General features: G+C 34.9%; 20 protein-coding genes. 17 read left to right on the forward strand and 3 right to left on the reverse strand.

Annotation, left to right across the window (positions count from 1 at the left end; all coding sequences use genetic code 11):
* Positions 1–75: 75 nt before the first annotated feature.
* The gene (locus BM012_RS20595) at positions 76–1593 is read left to right on the forward strand and encodes an FAD-dependent oxidoreductase (RefSeq protein ID WP_061804065.1); all 1518 of its coding nucleotides are present in this window, start codon (positions 76–78) and stop codon (positions 1591–1593) included.
* A gap of 118 nt (positions 1594–1711) precedes the next feature.
* On the opposite strand, the gene BM012_RS20600 is transcribed toward BM012_RS20595, so the two are convergent.
* Entirely contained in the window at positions 1712–1927 is a 216-nt protein-coding gene (locus tag BM012_RS20600; RefSeq protein ID WP_242068036.1) for a helix-turn-helix transcriptional regulator, read from the reverse strand.
* A 162-nt stretch (positions 1928–2089) separates the two neighbouring features.
* Here BM012_RS20600 and BM012_RS26555 point away from each other — a divergent pair, with 162 nt between their 5' ends.
* The 4 genes from BM012_RS26555 (at position 2090) to BM012_RS20615 (ending at position 5570) form a co-directional block, all read left to right on the forward strand.
* On the forward strand, positions 2090–2266 hold the full coding sequence (locus BM012_RS26555; RefSeq protein ID WP_167360156.1) for a hypothetical protein: 177 nt from the start codon (positions 2090–2092) through the stop codon (positions 2264–2266).
* A gap of 121 nt (positions 2267–2387) precedes the next feature.
* Positions 2388–3554 (forward strand): FtsK/SpoIIIE domain-containing protein, encoded by a 1167-nt coding sequence (locus BM012_RS20605; RefSeq protein WP_061804063.1) that lies wholly within the window; start codon positions 2388–2390, stop codon positions 3552–3554.
* Positions 3538–4110, forward strand: coding sequence for a replication-relaxation family protein (locus BM012_RS20610; protein WP_061804062.1), 573 nt, complete (start codon positions 3538–3540; stop codon positions 4108–4110). Before BM012_RS20605 ends, BM012_RS20610 begins: the two co-directional genes overlap by 17 nt.
* 458 nt (positions 4111–4568) lie before the next feature.
* Positions 4569–5570: a hypothetical protein gene (locus BM012_RS20615; protein WP_074842886.1), complete on the forward strand. Its 1002-nt coding sequence runs from the start codon at positions 4569–4571 to the stop codon at positions 5568–5570.
* 571 nt (positions 5571–6141) lie between these two features.
* On the opposite strand, the gene BM012_RS20620 is transcribed toward BM012_RS20615, so the two are convergent.
* On the reverse strand, positions 6142–6753 hold the full coding sequence (locus tag BM012_RS20620; protein ID WP_061803911.1) for a DUF3967 domain-containing protein: 612 nt from the start codon (positions 6751–6753) through the stop codon (positions 6142–6144).
* A 1262-nt stretch (positions 6754–8015) separates the two neighbouring features.
* Here BM012_RS20620 and BM012_RS26940 point away from each other — a divergent pair.
* From BM012_RS26940 to BM012_RS20640, 6 genes are all read left to right on the forward strand, one after another.
* Positions 8016–8354, forward strand: coding sequence for an acetate and sugar kinases/Hsc70/actin family protein (locus tag BM012_RS26940; protein WP_235606135.1), 339 nt, complete (start codon positions 8016–8018; stop codon positions 8352–8354).
* Positions 8355–8406: 52 nt separating this feature from the next.
* Positions 8407–9195, forward strand: a complete 789-nt coding sequence (locus BM012_RS20625; protein ID WP_235606136.1) for a ParM/StbA family protein — start codon at positions 8407–8409, stop codon at positions 9193–9195.
* Positions 9196–9199: 4 nt separating this feature from the next.
* Complete coding sequence (locus BM012_RS20630; protein ID WP_061803912.1) at positions 9200–9604, forward strand: hypothetical protein; 405 nt, start codon at positions 9200–9202, stop codon at positions 9602–9604.
* Between the two features lie 423 nt (positions 9605–10027).
* Positions 10028–10288 carry a hypothetical protein gene (locus BM012_RS20635; protein ID WP_061803913.1) on the forward strand — a complete coding sequence of 87 codons (261 nt, stop codon included), beginning with the start codon at positions 10028–10030 and terminating at the stop codon, positions 10286–10288.
* A 601-nt stretch (positions 10289–10889) separates the two neighbouring features.
* The gene (locus BM012_RS26175) at positions 10890–11093 is read left to right on the forward strand and encodes a hypothetical protein (RefSeq protein ID WP_139210406.1); all 204 of its coding nucleotides are present in this window, start codon (positions 10890–10892) and stop codon (positions 11091–11093) included.
* Between the two features lie 171 nt (positions 11094–11264).
* Entirely contained in the window at positions 11265–11804 is a 540-nt protein-coding gene (locus BM012_RS20640) for a L,D-transpeptidase (RefSeq protein ID WP_235606137.1), read from the forward strand.
* Between the two features lie 211 nt (positions 11805–12015).
* Here the strand turns inward: BM012_RS20640 and BM012_RS20645 are convergent, their stop codons facing one another.
* The gene (locus BM012_RS20645; RefSeq protein ID WP_061803914.1) at positions 12016–12297 is read right to left on the reverse strand and encodes an AbrB/MazE/SpoVT family DNA-binding domain-containing protein; all 282 of its coding nucleotides are present in this window, start codon (positions 12295–12297) and stop codon (positions 12016–12018) included.
* 189 nt (positions 12298–12486) lie between these two features.
* On the opposite strand from BM012_RS20645, the gene BM012_RS20650 reads away from it, so the two are divergent.
* The 6 genes from BM012_RS20650 (at position 12487) to BM012_RS20670 (ending at position 16404) form a co-directional block, all read left to right on the forward strand.
* Entirely contained in the window at positions 12487–13140 is a 654-nt protein-coding gene (locus BM012_RS20650) for a ParB N-terminal domain-containing protein (protein ID WP_061803915.1), read from the forward strand.
* 96 nt (positions 13141–13236) lie between these two features.
* Positions 13237–13980, forward strand: a complete 744-nt coding sequence (gene map / locus BM012_RS20655; protein ID WP_061803916.1) for a type I methionyl aminopeptidase — start codon at positions 13237–13239, stop codon at positions 13978–13980.
* A 404-nt stretch (positions 13981–14384) separates the two neighbouring features.
* Positions 14385–14933 carry a L,D-transpeptidase gene (locus tag BM012_RS20660; protein WP_061803917.1) on the forward strand — a complete coding sequence of 183 codons (549 nt, stop codon included), beginning with the start codon at positions 14385–14387 and terminating at the stop codon, positions 14931–14933.
* A 233-nt stretch (positions 14934–15166) separates the two neighbouring features.
* Complete coding sequence (locus BM012_RS26945) at positions 15167–15325, forward strand: hypothetical protein (RefSeq protein ID WP_235606138.1); 159 nt, start codon at positions 15167–15169, stop codon at positions 15323–15325.
* A gap of 9 nt (positions 15326–15334) precedes the next feature.
* Complete coding sequence (locus tag BM012_RS26950; RefSeq protein WP_235606139.1) at positions 15335–15601, forward strand: VOC family protein; 267 nt, start codon at positions 15335–15337, stop codon at positions 15599–15601.
* 245 nt (positions 15602–15846) lie between these two features.
* On the forward strand, positions 15847–16404 hold the full coding sequence (locus tag BM012_RS20670) for a L,D-transpeptidase (protein ID WP_061803918.1): 558 nt from the start codon (positions 15847–15849) through the stop codon (positions 16402–16404).
* Positions 16405–16928 lie beyond the last annotated feature (524 nt).

The raw sequence follows: 16928 nt of genomic DNA on the forward strand, positions 1-16928 counted from the left end.
ACTAACTATGGGGTAAATATTTATTAACATTTGGATCCAAATCACACTTTGAAAAGGAGTAGAAAGTGAATAAAGATGAATAACATTACAAATAAGGTAGTTATAGTAGGTGGAGGACCGGTAGGACTAACTTTATCACTTATATTGGCTCGTTATAATGTTTCTTCATTAATTCTTGAAAAAAGGAAAGAAGCTACTCCATTAGATGAATCTAGGGCAATAACATGGATGCCTCGGGGATTGGAATTGTTAAATTGGTTAGGAATTTATGAAAAATTTCATGAGAAAGGTGTTTTTCGTACTTTCCATCAATTTAGAAACCAACATCGTGAATTACTTGTTTTACCTTTCACAACATTGCAAACACCTTATAGTTATTCCCTCCAACTTCCTCAGCACGAAACAGAGACAATCCTTGAAAAAGCAGCTCTGGAGACTGGATTAGTGGAAATCAGAAGAGGACATGAAGTAATTGATATTGGACAAACGGAAGAGAGTGTAATGGTTAAGGTTCAATATGAAGATGAGAGCTATAAAATCTATGCTCCTTTTGGAGTTGGATGTGATGGTAGCAAAACAATGGTCAGAGAAAAGTTAGAAATAGAAAAGAATTGGAGGGATTTTGGTTTAAACTCAGGAGTTGCAGATTTTGAATTAAATTGTGATCTTCCTAAGGATGTTTCAAATATTATTTTAGATCCCGAAAGACCTTATGGTTTTTTTTACTTTGCACCTCAACGTTGGAGACTGATTTATAGAATAAATAAGGGAGAAGATCGGGAAAAAGCAAGTAGTTTTGAATTCGTTCGAGGACTTTTAAATGAAAAGCTACCAAATGTAAAGATTAAACGTATACTATGGGTAAGTGCATTTAGACTAGGTGAAGGCCAAAGTAATAAATATCATAAAGGAAGATGGGTATTAGCTGGGGATTCTGCTCATGCCATGGGACCCTCTGCAGGAGCAGGTATGATGGTGGGAGTACTTGGAGCTTGGAGGCTTGGCTGGAGATTGGCTCTTTCAGTAAATAAACAACATAATCTTACTAGACTTCTCCAAGATTATTCAAGGGAACAAAAAGTGGGAGCTGACGAAATACAAGATAATAACGCTATAATCTTTAGAAATATGGCAATAAGCAATCCAATCCTGGCTACTGGACGATCAATTATATTAAAGTTTCTTGGATATATTCCATTATTTAAAAAAAAGACTATTGAGAAGGATGCTCTTTTGAATCAAATTCTACCAGTTTTCGGTGCAGTGGATCAATATGTCTCGAAATCTGCTAGTAATTTAAAATCTTATGGAAAATGGATCCTAGGTAAGAGGATGCCGTATATTTCAAATGAGGAAGGGTCCCATCCCCTAGAGCAAAATACGACTAAACATATGTTTATTTCCATTGGTAAATATCATCCAAAACGTGAGCAAAAGTACTTTAAATCTCTGTGCCAGGACTCAGAATATCCTATTTGTAAAGAATTTTTGCATATAGGTGCTGACTCTAAATATAGAAAAGATGGCAGGGATTTTGTATTTGCACTAGTTAGACCTGATCAGCACATAGTCTCTATATTGAAATTAAGTTAACTTATTGGAATACCAATAACAAAGACCGCCCGGTATCCATTAGTGTATAAGGCGGTCTTAAGTATATTTATGATATATAACTATTCGCTTTTTCACGACAATATTCCAACCTATGATTCTAGATATCGAAAAAATCATCGACTTTAGCATTCCTATCTACCTTTCTAAGGGCCCCCATTAACTTTTTTAATGTAGGAGTTGTAGGAGTTCGTCTCCCTGAACAAATATCGCTTACTGTACTACGAGCTAATTTTGTTTCTTTCACTATCCATTCTTGTTTAATCCCCTTCTTATCAAGCCACTTTCCTAATTTACCTCTTTGTTTTCCGGCCAATCTAACCACTCCCATTTTATTCGTAACTATCCAGCATTATGTACACTATTTAGGATTCTTAAACATAAGATTTCGTACTCTAGCGAAAAAAATTTCGAGATAAGGTAAGTTGAACAAGCCATACAACATACAATCGACTATACCAACTTAGGAGGCGTTCAGATGGTTACAGTCCTAGGAACAAGCCTAGTGTTATTTACGGTGATCTATGCAGAGAAAAAAGGATGGGTCGACAAATCGAAAGTGAGAGTGATCATGCAGATTGGAATGAACGTTGGCATCTTGGGAAGCTTGCTCTATTTTTTATACACGTTGTCCTCTTTTCTTCCTTTCTTATGACCAATGTTCCGACCAGGCTAGTAGAGAAAAAGGAATAGGTTCATGATGATCAGAACAACATTTGGAAGCTTCCTTTTTTAAGGAACTATCTATAGAAGATAAATAAGGAGGAGGAAAAATCATGTGGGAGCTCATGGCGATTCCGGTTTTAACGAGTGCCGCAGCCTTATGGTTTGGAAGGAATACATCGAGTGAGGAACAGCGTATCGTTCAACAGATCTTTGAGCACTACCATATCCACGTGAAAGACGGAAAAAACAGTCGATATCCTCAGCTTGTTCGAGAGTGTAAAAGCTCGAAACAAATCAAGCTCATTTATCGCACCCCTTTAGCTTTAGAAGAAAAAACATTGCGAACGTTACAACAGATTTTATCCGTTACCTTAGATCAAGAAGTGAACGTATCCTTTAAGAAATGGCTTATCATTGAAATTTTAAAGCATAAAATGCCTTCCTATGTGTCGTATCAAGAGGCTCCCTATCGAAAAGGATGGATGGTTCCATTAGGGAAAAACCGCCAGGGGTGGCACTTTCACCATTTCGACCATACCCCACATACCACCATTTCCGGAACGACTCGCTTTGGGAAAACGGTGATGATGAAGGTAATGATGACCTATCTGATTGAGCATCATCCCCAGGATGCTCAATTCATAATCATCGATTTAAAAGGTGGATTAGAGTTTGACCGATATAAGAATCTTCAGCAAGTTAAACGTATAGCCAGTGATCCTATTGAGGCTTTATACGCATTGAAACAGGTCCAGGAGGATATGAAAGAACGTATGGACCGTTTTAAGCGTCAAGGATGGTCCAACATTGTAGACACTCCCCTCTCTCAACGTCTGTTTGTGTTGATTGATGAAGCCGCCCAACTGACCCCTGAAAAATTTATGGAGAAAGAAGAAAAGAAGACGTTAGCACAATGTCAATCGATCTTAAGTGAAATCGCGCGCATAGGAGGCGCTCTGGGCGTTCGATTGGTGTATGGAACCCAATACCCTACTTCGAATGTGTTGAATGGCTCTATTAAGCAAAATGCGGATTTAAAGGTGAGTTTTCGCTTAGGAAGTGATTATGCCTCCAAGGTAGCTCTTGATGCGTATGGAGCCGAAACCTTACCTTCAGATATTAAAGGGCGTGCGTTGATTAAAACGCATGAAGTAAAAGAAGTGCAAGTCCCCTATCTCAATCATGATGAGATATGGAAACGGATTGGAGGGTATGAAGTTGCAAAACAAACAGTTGTGCCAAACGAGACAGGAGAAGATTATGTACGCCTTGGATAAATTAGAGTGTATGAGTCGGTCCCAACTTCAAACTCTATTTCAGTTGAAGAGTGTCCGAAATGCTAATCGCGTTCTGTATAATATGAGTCCCTTTTTAAACCACAAACGTCTGCATGAAAACGTCTATTATCTATCGAAGAAAGGACGTCAACACATTGGATCAGAGAAAAACAAACCTCATTTAACCCAGCTCGAACATAAAGTGCGACGGAATGATATTTACTTGTATTATGGATGTCCGAAAGATTGGAAAGTAGAACGACCGAATGAATGGAGGATTCAAGGAGAAAGATATAAGCTCATTTGTGATGCTCGCTTTTCCCTTCAGGGTGTCATTTGCTTTGTGGAAGTGGATCTCAAACAGAAGATGCTCGAAAACAAGAAGAAAATTAGGTTATATCGTTCCCTCTTTCAAGCTTTGGGCAACCAACAAGCTTTACTCATCTTTTATACAACCACTCTAGTGAGAAAAGAAAGGATTCTAAGCTGGTGTCAGGAATATAAAGTCAATGCGGAAATTCTAACAACGGAGGATATTGAAAATTATTTTTTATAAATTTATAAACGGCATAGATTTTAATATGGACAAATTGCAACCAGGCAGCCCTTATGAGAGTCAATTTATCTTTTAGAACTATGTTCTAAAAGATAAAAATTAAACAAAAAAATAATGACTCATTTAAGGGAAATCTATAAAAATAGGTCGAATATACATTGTGCACATTGGTAGAGTTTGCTATAATAACAGCAATTAGACAGTTCGGAATAGAAAAAAGGTTCAAGGCAATCATAGCGATGTTGGAAGCATCCTACGACGGCTCACCGTGCGAAACCACGGTAAACACTTACCTCAAACCTTGTTCACAATAGTTAAAGTTTCTATCTGCATTTTACAGTAAAACTTTAATTATTGCAAGGGTTTATTGTACTCTCTTTCGTAAAGGGTGTGTTTACCGAATTTTTAAACGGTAAACACACCCTTTTTCTTTTCCTACAGAAAAGAGGAGAGAAAATATGTTAATTTTCAGTGATGATTTTGCCCGTATGCAAAACTATGAATCTTATACGAAAACACAAAATGAACAGAAACAAATGAAGTATAAATTATTAAGTATGGTAGAGTCTGTATTTGGAGATTCATATGCTCGTTTAAAACCCGAAACACGTAACGCCATTGATATGATTTGCTTTCTAGCAACAGATAAAGGCTTTGTTTATGCGAAAGATACTTATTTTGCTGAGAAACACGATATTTCTGCTCGTACAATCCGTCGTGTCATGAAAACATTAGAAGAAGCCGGAAAGATCGTGAAGGCTCATCGTTCTTCTTCTAAACATAATGGTCGAGGCGCTGCCGTTTATTTCTTTGTGAACCACCCCTATTTCGCCCATTGGACAACGTATTTTGGCTTTGATGTCCAAGCTGATGTCCAAGCAGAAAATGCTGAAATCCCTTGTGAGAGTAAAGATGAAGAGGCAAAAAAAGTTTCTACCTATTCTTTACCTAAAAATCATTATATTAAAAATCATTTTATGTACAAAACGATTCCTTTTATCAAAGGAGTCCCAAAACTAATTAATCAAACCTTTAAAGATGTGTTTAAAGACTCTTTAAAAGATCTTTATATACGTGTACGTGTGGCTTCTCAAAAAGTATGTCAATCCGTATCTATAACTCTTTCTAAAAAGGATATTCACTCGATTGCTTATGAATCTATTCATGCTTTATTTACATACATAAAAACGCGTTCTATGAGCTTTGAAGAGCAATGTAAGTTGGTGTATCGTATTGCTTTAAATAAATTTAATGAACTTGTGCAAACAGCAGATAAAAAAGATAAAGAAGAGTCTGTAGTTGTAACCCCTCGTAAAATTGTGCGTAAAGAAATGTTGCCGGATTGGTTCCAAGAAAAACAAGAGGATAAGAATAGAACAGAAAGCGAAGAGTCTGTAGCTGTAGTATCTGAAGAAGAAGAAATAGCGAAAATGAAGGCTATTTTGGCTCATTATGCGTAACTATTGCCAACTAAAGGTTGTTAAATCGCTAGGGTTATCAGTGATAAAAATGAAGAAATGGCGAGAATAAAGCTTATTTCGGTGATTTGAATTTTTGAAGTTATGTATCCACTTGTTAAAAAATTGTGAAAAAGTAAGGAGTCATAAAAATGACTCCTTAGAATTCATGTAAAATATTTATGTAATATTTTCTCACATAAAAAAGCTCTATAATGCTAGAACTTGTCTATTTTTCTCGAATTGTTGCTATAGATCTTAATGAATAAGGTTGTTTCTTTCTCTTTGCTATAATTTTTTTCGCATTTATTCTTTCTTTTAATCATCTTTTATAAAAATAGTAAAGAACTACTTTATAAAAGGGTTTCCTGATTTATTTGAAGTTATAGCAGAATCACTGAGGATGTGATTAAATAGAAATCCATGGTTATAAGAGTTTCTATTATTATATTATATCTCAAAGCCAAATCAATAAATCATGTATAACAATCCACCAAACTCCTAAAAGGAAACTCATTTTAATTTAAATAGAGAGTAGTAAAAGAAAATAAGGGATTCCCCCTATTTATTGGATTCACCAGAATTTCCACCACTTCTTTTCTTTAGCAGTTGCAATCATTTTTCTAGTTTCTTGAACCTCACGCATTAATGAGACAAGTTTTTCATCTCTCTTTGACGAATTCGCTTCCACGTTTGTTTGAAGCTGCTCATTTTGTTCTTGTAAAAGTTCATTTTGTGATTTTATTTCTTTAAGTTCCTGTTCCATTAAGTCTAACCGATCCATAACATCGTTAAACTGTTCTAGTTTCTTCATAATCAAAGTTATCGCCTTGTTCTCTTGTTCGCCTACCTGTTCTTGGGCGACAACCATCTCATTTGAATGATCAGTTTCATAGTGGTTACGGTTAAGACTAGTACCAGTTTTCTCGTCTTCTGGAAGCTTTGATAAAACTACTTGAGCCGATGTTTCCATTGTCATTTTTTTCTCACGAACTAAGTCTTTCATTCTTTGTAACAAGATTATATCTTTGTTTGTAAAGGCTCTCGAGTTGTTCTCATATCTTATAAAACGATACCCTTTTTCTTCTAAAGCCAAGCAATATTTCGTTAAAGAACTACGAGGAATACCAAGGTTTTTAGAAACTTCCCCACCTAAAAATACAAATTCATTCTCCTGTTCTGTCATTTTTTCACCTTCCATAGTAAAGTAATTAATTCACACTCTTGTTCGCAAAGTTGTTCCCGCGCTAGAAATACTGCAATAAAATAAAAGGACCCGTCCTTGTTCGCGATAAGAACAAGGCTTGTTCTCCATTTCTCTAGAACCATTGATAACACTGGCTTTAAAGGTGTTATCATTAACACTTTTTGTAGAAAATAAAACCTCTCTTATTTGCAATAAGCTTATATTTTTGAGTGTAAAGATTTTAAAGCTGTTCTCGTGTCTTATAAAATAATAATAATTTTCCTTTGGAATTAGGTCGTATCTTATAGAAGAAATTTAAGTGTACTGAGATTCCTAGTTCTTTTCCCATTAAGAATGAAATTTGTTTATCCTATTCTAGACCCTATTCCTCTTTTATTCTTACTTTCAATAATACTACTACATTTCTTATTTTAACAAATAGTTCTATGCTGAACTATATTCTCCTTCTTATTTATTTACTATAACTTTTAAATAAACAATAATACGATTTATTAACTTATGCTCTTGTTCGCGATGTTGTTCTCTTGATGAGAATACTGTAATAAAATGGGGGAATCTAATCTTGTTCTTGATGAGAACAAGACTTGTTCTCCAGTGATCTAAAACCGTTAATAATACTGAGTTTAAAGGTGTTTTTATTACTATTCCTCGTATTTGTGATGAAATTATACTCTTGTGTGTAAAAAAAATAAAGTTGTTCTTATGTCTCGTAAAATGATATTGATTTTCCTTGGGTATTAAGTTATGCCTTTTGGAGAGATTAGTAGGATTAAGATTTCTCATTCTTTTTCTATTAAGAATAAAGCTTCATTCTCTTATTCTAGAACATGTTCGTATCCTGTTCTTTATACTGTGACAATACTAAAGTTCTTTATTTTAGCCCAAAAGTCTAATTAGTAGGCTTGTTCCTCAAGGTAACCTGAAAATTTCACATTTTAAAATAATTGATTTCTTTACTTTTGTTGCTCTAATTATATAGAAATATTTATATTTTATATAATAAAAGTATAAATTATGATTGTTTTTTACTTTTTTGTATTGAGAGATTTTATTTTTCAACATTTTTATATAAAAAAGGTATGTATTATATAATTAATTTATTCGAAATATCAATCTTAGCCAGGTGATAGATGGATTAAGAATTTTTTATATAATTTAAGTTAAATTATATAAAAAAAAGGTTAGTTTCAAATATAAAATATGTTGAATTCTAATTGGGATAATTAAAAAAGGGAGTAGTAATGAAGTTGATCCTTGCGAACGATATCGGAAACGATAAAATGAAGATTCTTGAACCAGGCATGAAAGAGGTAGTGAAAGTTCCAAGTGCTTATAAACGAATTAACCGAAAGCCATCAGTTCATGAAAATGATGTAAAAAAGAACATAACAAATCTCATTGATCGATTACTCGTACATATTTCAAGCCCATCGATTCGTCGTGATGGTTTATATATGATTGGAGAACGAGCAATTCAAACCACAGAAGGCGTAAGCAATATGGATATTGCCGTTCATGAAAAACATAGTAGTGATTTACCTTTAATTAATACGTTATGTAGCAAGGAGAGCTGTACATAAGCATTACGATGCAGAAGGAAACCTTCCTCAATCCATAAAAGCAGAAGTGGGTATGAGTAGTGCCATTCCAACTAGTCAACACAATATAGAGACAGCGAGACAGTTAGAAGAACGTTTTATGGATACTTCTCATGTGGTCATTGTGTATGTAGGGCAAGAACAAGTAACCGTAGAATTAAACTTCTCACAAGTAAAAGTCACAAAAGAAGGTATTCCGGCATTATACGCCATCTTTGAAGCACCAAATGATATGTTTAAAGAGTTTTCTAAAGAATATGGATTGAAAAAGGTAGATGGTTCATATTTTATGAATTCGAAGATTATGCATATTGATATTGGAAGTGGAACAACAGAGTATATTTATTCAGTAGGAATAAATCCACAATCTGAGCAATGTACAGGAGAAAGACGTGGAGTAGGCCATGCAGTTGAAGAAGCGATCCAACTCATGAAAGAAGAACGAAAAGGCTTAAATATTAATCGTCAGCAATTTGCGAAATACATTGAGCGACCAGATGAGTACCCAAAAGATCATGATTTAGCTGTTCATTATCTACGTGAAGCGCGCATTAATCAAGTCGATTTTATCTTGGAAGATGTAGAACGTAAGTATACAACAACTTTATCCAGCGAACCAGAATATTTGGCTTGCTATGGTGGCGGATCTATTGAATTCAAAGAAGATATGTATAAATTCTTAAAGGAATTTGCAGATTCTGTAGATGCGAAAGTCCTTTGGATTCCAGAACAATATGCGGTAGATATGAATGTGAAAGGATTAGATATCTTAAATCGCAACATCCTATTTACAGAAGAATACAAAGAAACTGTGGTGATGTAAAGGTATGACGAACGAAAAAAAGAGAAAAACACAGTACAACTGGAAGTTTAAAAGCAACGAAACCGATGAGTTTTATGATTGGTTTGAAAATCAAGATAACATTGCGCTATCTCTACGTAAAATTGTGTACCATATGATTGAACTGTATGGAACGGAGAGCGTTTTAAATCATCATGTCGATAAAGAAATGAGTCGAGATATGTTCATTTTAGAGGCCCTTAGAGGAAAAGAGGCCTTAACAGTAAAAGAGAGTATCCTTTCAGAGGGATCTCCACGAAAAGATTTATCTATCCTTGAGAAAACGTCTCCCTATGTACAAATGGAACGTCGTGTAAATGAAGAACCAAATAAATCAGAAGCCAAAAGTAAAGTCAATTATCAAGAGGTTAATCCGAAATCGATTTTTTGATCACTTCTAAGGAATAGAGTATAGCCCTCACATGATGTGAGGGCTATTTTTTATAGAGAGATAAGATAAAAAGTTGAATAAATAAAATAGAGAGGCGTTTCCTTTTAAGGGCTGGAAAACGTCCATTCAAGGATAGACTGACGGATTAAAGTTTTATATCAGGGACGTGAGGTGGTTAAAACAATTATCTTTATATGGAGAAGTCTTAGTGCTTGATCTGTATCAAAAGTTGATGGCAGCAGAAGGTGTAGATGGGGAGAGAAGTAAGGCAAAAACAGAGGAGAAAGAACCAGAAGATGAACTTGTTCAGGCAACCCCTTCTGATTAAACAAAAATACCTACGAGTACAAAAACGTCACCTAAGAATAGGTAAGCTTACAGGTTATTAGTGGTCGATATCCGATAAAATAGGTCAAAAAGAAAATGAAGTTCTCTAAAAAAGCCGTTGTAGTTGAGGTGGAAATCCAGGGAGCTTTACGAAAAGAAATTGGTGAATTAAAAGCCGATATGGAGTATCAAATTGGGATAGAAAAAACTGAAACGGAAGCTCAAATTTCACTAAAAGAAAATGAGATTCGAATGAAAGAAGAGGGCATTAGTCTTTATAAAGATGAGAAGAAAATGTTAAAGGAAAAACTCAAAAAGTTAAACGAAAAAGAGCAAGATTTATCTCAAACCCGTTAAAACCTGTGGGGGCGTCGAGGGGACATCACGCAAAAATGAGGGGACGTCGGGGGGACGTTTGGCGCTTTTCTTTGTACCCATGGTTTTGTTAGGCTCTGCCTAACCCCACACCTCGGTGGGGGCAGAAACCCCTTATGCTCTTCAGGTTTTCAAAAGGTAGTGTACTTCATTTTGAAAAAGGATGAATGTCATGAAGGTTAAAGTGAGAAATGCAGAACCTATTTCGTCCCAAAAGCAATCATATCAAAGTGTTTTATGAAGTCTTTCATCAACTTCTATTGACAGCTATGGGTAGGAGATTAGCGACAATAGAAGATATTTTAACGGAGGACGATAGTGCCATAAGAAACGATTAGAAGAACACTTTGGTCCCGTTGAAGAGTAGGAGGTTCCAGAACAGGAATACAAAAAAGATCGATATGCTGTAAGGGTTTATCAGTCGTTTTCAATCAGAGACAAATTAAAGAATCGGGGTTATAAATACAGCTCCTTAGAGCAAGCATGGACGAGAGAAATCAATGAAGACGGGGTAGAAGAAGAAAAAAATACGGTTGCTCAATGGATTGATGAAAAGTGTATTGTCATAGAGCAAGCGAATACGATGAAAATTGAGTCGTATTATTATCTATGCGTTTCCAATTGTTATGATCATCGAGATTACTTGAAGGAAAATAGCTTCCGATGGAATGGATATGGGATGAAAAAAGCGTGGGTGAAGAAGATCCCTACTCAATCTTTAGAAAAGGAAGAAGCCAAGCTTTTGCATTTAGCCAATATTAAGGTGAAAGTGGCTACTAAAAAGTAAATAAGGATGATAAGAAAGCATCTTCTCTTTATAGAAGGTGCTTCTTTTGTTAAGAAATAATTTAGATTATATGTAGACATTGTAAATGGTATGTGATTATTTTTTGTGCTGTTATAAAATATAATTAGATTTTACAGATTTTTAAAAACATCCAAGAGGGGAACAGCTGCTATGAAAAGTATACTCATTAAAACCATGACAGTATTCGCTTTACTCGTATTCCTAGTAGGTGGAATGATGACAGGCAAAACGGAGGCAGTGAGTAACACAGCCAATCAAGATCTCATCATTATTAACAAGTATTATAATAAATTAGCTTATTATCATAATGGATACCTTGAAATGGTGGTGCCCGTAGCAACAGGGAAGACGTGGGATAAAACACCAGTTGGATTTTTTAAAGTCATGAATAAAATTAAGAATCGACCATATTATACAGGAAAGATTCCTGGGGGAGATCCTCGAAATCCATTAGGAAAACGTTGGTTAGGAATCAATGCCGATGGGACCTATGGTGATACGTATGGAATCCATGGAAATAACAATGAAAGCAGTATCGGAAAATATGTGAGTCAAGGGTGCGTTCGAATGCATAATGCGGATGTTGAAAAGCTTTATGATAAAGTTCAAGTAGGAACGCCCGTTAGTATCACAAACTCCTACAGAAGTTTTGAGGAGTTAACAAAAGTTTATGGGTATACATTTATTTAAGGGATATAATACGAAGTAATGCTCGCAGGATCCACTCTTGGAGAGTGGATCCTTTTTTTGTTTATGAAGAAGTTATAAGCAATGAAAAGCACATATTAAAAGGGGCCTGAATTTTGCATTTAGTGGAACTATCCACGAAACAAAGGATAAATGCAAAATTCGGGCCTATCATCACATCCATACTTACTCATTCATACTTATCATTTATCTTTTAGACATAAACGTCGATTTTCCCTACTTCTTTAGAAAGAATCTCTATTCCTTCCCGACTTAGTATGACTTTTCCATTGGCTAATACCATATTGTCCTCGGATACCTTTCCTTTAATCATACATGCTTTATGGTACTGATATTTTCTGAAGATGATTTGATTCTCGTCTACAAAGATTTCTAAAGGATCATTCTTTTCAATAGCAAGATTTTCTCTTAGCTCTTTTGGTAAGACCACACGACCCAATTGATCAACTTTCCTCACAACTCCTGTACTTTTCAATTCAACAACCCCTTTTTTCCGTGATGATTTTATTGTAGCAAATATGGAAATAGAATAATAACATGCTAAATTACCAAAATTATGGGTTATAACCCTGGTTTTGTATCATTTTTGGGCTTTTGTTCTACCCAATTGTATATAAGTGTATATATACTAGACATATAGAAAGAGAGAAAGGGAGGGAGAACGATGGCTCATAAAATTACTGTAACTGGCTGTCCGACTAGCTCAATTCAAGACTATGGGAAATACCTGGCTTTTGATATGGAGGAAAAGGGAAGTCCAAATGCACCAAAAGGGATACCATTTAAAAGTAATACCATTACCTATACGGTTGTGCTTAGTCTCAAACAATTTAACAAATTAAATATAAATCAGGAAGAATTTTCTCAACGACGTTTTGTTGTTCAAGGAGAGCCTTGTTTAGACATTCCTTTCGAACAGTGCACGGGTGAAATTGGCGTGATCTGTATGCAGATACAGGAGATTGAAAACAAAGTAAAGGAAAAGAAAGAAACACCAAAAAAGGGATCAAGAGCTCAAAATCCAGAGAATAGCGATCATAAAGAAGAAAGTAAAAAAGAGAAAACCGAAAAGTTAATTCTTGCTCCCGAAGGCACAAGAGAGTGGATGGCCTTAGAAGACATTAAGGTTCCAGAACCTTTTCTGCAATTCACACCAGGAATAGCGAAACAAAAGGCAGTAGAAGAAAGTATTGGGAAGAATGGCACGGTAGATAAACCCATTATTATTAATCCAGATACACACGAACTTGTAGATAGTTATAGTCGTTATTTTGTAGCCAAGAAAAAGAATTTAGATCGTGTTCCTGTACATTATTAACGGTTATAAGGAGAAATTTTAGAGAACCCGTTCTGTTTATGCTAGAAACTAAATGGAATACTAATCATAAAATACTTTAAAAAGGGAGGATATACAATGGTTGCAAAGACGAAAGAAGATTTTAATGGATTAAAAGAAATTGGTGAAATTTGTGGAGCGATTCGGGAAGAATTAGTTCATTGTACAAAGCCTGGAATGACCACAAAAGAACTCGATGAAATTGCGAGAGAGATGTTCGAAAAGGCAGGGGCTCAATCTGCCCCAAAAGGAGAATACAATTTTCCTGGATATACGTGCATTAGCATAAATGAGGAAGTAGCGCACGGGGTTCCGAAGAATAAACGGACCATTCAAGAAGGGGACATTGTAAATATTGATGTTTCAGGTTCAAAAAACGGATATTTCGCGGATACCGGAATCTCCTTTGTAATAGGGAAAGGAGAGATCATCCTACAGAAAATATGTGACGTTGCTAAAGAAGCATTCGATGCTGGACTTAAGAAGGCAAAGCCAGGTGTGAAAAAAAGCGCGCTCGGAAAAGCTGCACACAATGTAGCGAAAAGGCATGGCTTAACGGTCATAAAAAATCTTACTGGACACGGTATTGGACGCTCCATTCATGAAGAACCAAAACATATTTTCAATTACTTCGACCGATGGGATGACGAAATTTTAAAAGATGGTATGGTCATTGCCTTTGAGCCTATGATCTCTACATTTGAAGAGGAAGTTTTCCAATCCGAAGATGGATGGACCTTTTTAACCAATGAAAGCTTTGTGGCTCAATACGAACATACCATTATCCTTACGAAGGAAGGGCCGATTATTACTACATTATAAGAGCACTAATACCACAATAGGGCGCGATTGTGGAGCAACAAAGATAGAATAATAATTAAATTTTTTATAAACCAACAGTAAAAGGGTGATACATATTGTACATGTACAGTATGTATCACCCCTTATTTTTTGTGTCTTTTTACGATTTAAGTCTTTACAAAAGGAGGAATCCAAGTTTTTACATTTAGACGATTTTAAGGTGGAGGCGATGGTAAAAATCTGGTAATTATTACAATTCCCCCTCGAATCCCAACTATTTTGCTGGTTTTTTTCATTTTATGGTAAATAGGGATAAATCTTTTTACCTAAAATTCTATTTATCATGATTTAATGAACAGGTATCTTTCTAATAAAGGGATTATTATTTTATATAAAGTGCACTATAAGAGAGGTGAATCATTTTCATGAAGAAATTATTTAAAACTATGACTGTTTTGGCTTTACTCATGATCCTACTAAGTGGAATGACAGCAGGTAAAAGCGAGGCAGCAAGTAATACAACGAATCAGGATCTCATTATTATAAACAAGTATTATAATAAACTAGCTTATTATCATAATGGTTATCTTGAAATGGTGGTGCCTGTTGCAACGGGAAAGACGTGGGATAAAACACCGGTTGGATTTTATAAAATCGTTAATAAAATTAAGAACAGACCTTATTATACGGGAAAGATTCCAGGGGGAGATCCTCGCAATCCATTAGGAAAACGCTGGTTAGGTTTAAATGTCAATGGAACTCCGGGAAATACGTATGCCATTCACGGAAATAATAATGAAAGCAGCATCGGAAAATATGTAAGCCAAGGGTGCATTAGAATGCATAATATAGATGTCGAAAAACTTTACGATAAAGTACAAGTGGGAACCCTTGTTACTATTACATATTCCTATAAGAGTTTTAAAGAGTTAACAAAAGTTTATGGGTATGAGTTTAAAGGCTACAATATGTAGAAATAGTGAAGTAGAGGTCTACTCTTCAAAAGTAGATCTTTTTTGTTTATAAAAGGGGAGAGGTAATGAAAAATGAGTATGAAAAGAGACCTAAATTTTGCATTTGGTGGAGATACACAGCTTTCTCATTTACATAATATTAAATTACAAGTGACAGCTAAAAAATAAACACTTGACCTTCACGTTACGTAATAACTTATGTTTTATGTATCTCAGTGATGGAGGGAAATATAATGGAATTTTATCCTATGCCTTTGTTTGTAAAACTTTCTGTCAGTAATATGGAAAACTCTCTTTGCTGGTATAAGAAAGTTTTAAAATTTGAATCCGTGTTTGAGTTACTGAATAAAGATGGAAAGGTTATGATGGCTCATATTCGAGGCAAAAAGTAACAAGACATAATGTTAGTTGCAGAATCAAAACAAAAGGATGTGAGTTCTAACGGGAAGGGAATTGTTTTGAACTTTTCTGTAGAAGATGTGGATCTATATTCAAAAAAAGCAAGCGAGGCCAGTGCGGTAGTGTTAGAAGGTCCTATTGATCGTCCTTGGAATGCTCGTGAATTGGTTTTGAAAGACCTTGATGGTTATCTTATAACACTTTCAATGGGAATAGACCGAAAAAAGAATTTTAATGATGTTATAAATCAAGTTGAAAGTGAAATTTAGGTACCTTGGGAATAATCAAATTTTATTTAAGGTAACTAAGGATCACTCTTTTCATCAAAATTTCAATTTAACATGTTTTAATGAGCAAGCATCTTCTCTTTATAGAAGGTGCTTTTTTGTTAAGGAATAATTTAGATTATATGGTTAAATTGTAAATTATATGTAATTATTTCCTGTAATGGTATATAATATAGTTAGAATTTATAGACTTTTTTAAAAATAGATACAAAAGGGGAACAGTTGCTATGAAAAGTATACTCATTAAAAGCATGACAGTTTTAGCTTTACTCGTATTTCTAGTAGGTGGAATGGCAACCGGCAAAACGGAGGCAGCAAGTAACACGGCCAATCAAGATCTTATCATTATTAACAAGTATTACAATAAACTAGCGTATTATCATAATGGATATCTGGAAATGGTGGTGCCCGTAGCAACAGGGAAGACGTGGGATAAAACACCGGTTGGGTTTTTTAAAGTCGTGAATAAAATTAAGAATCGACCATATTACACGGGAAAGATTCCTGGGGGAGATCCTCGCAATCCATTAGGGAAACGTTGGTTAGGGATCAATGCCAATGGAACTTATGGTGATACGTATGGCATTCATGGAAATAACAATGAAAGTAGTATTGGAAAATATGTCAGCCTAGGTTGCGTTCGAATGCATAATACTGATGTGGAAAAGTTATATGACAAAGTTCAAGTGGGAACGCCCGTTAATATCACATACTCCTATAGAAGTTTCCAGGAGTTAACGAAAATCTACGGGTATGACTTTAAAGGGTATAATACGAAGAACTAATGCAAAGAGGGTCCACTCTTGGAGGAGTGTACCCTCTTTTTATTTATAAGGAAGGATATGTTACATAACTTTGTTGATATTCAATTAAAGTTAATAAGTGGGTAAGAGGTTGTGGAGCATAGAAACAATGATGAATCTGTAGGTAAAAGGATTATAGAAAGTTGTTTATTACCAAATAATGAAACTTATAACTCATAAAGAACGTATGAATAGTAGGGCCGGTGTTCAACTAACTGGGTACATTACTAAAATTAAATTTATAAAAAGGTGATAAAATGAATTGGTCATCGTTTGTTGCAATAATTATTGCATTGGCAGTTGTATTTGGTTTTTTTGATAATAAAAACAAAAAGAATAAAGGAAAAAAGTAAATCATCTAACAAGTACATTAGATGATTTAGAATACCCAAAAAGGACTTTAAATAGTGCCCTTTATTTTTATAATTAGATTATCAGCACTATTATTTAACAGAGCCATTTATAAAAGACATATAAGTAGTGAAAAGCAAGTATTAAAAGAGGCC

The sequence above is a fragment of the Priestia endophytica DSM 13796 genome (assembly GCF_900115845.1).
GTDB lineage: Bacteria > Bacillota > Bacilli > Bacillales > Bacillaceae_H > Bacillus_I > Bacillus_I endophytica.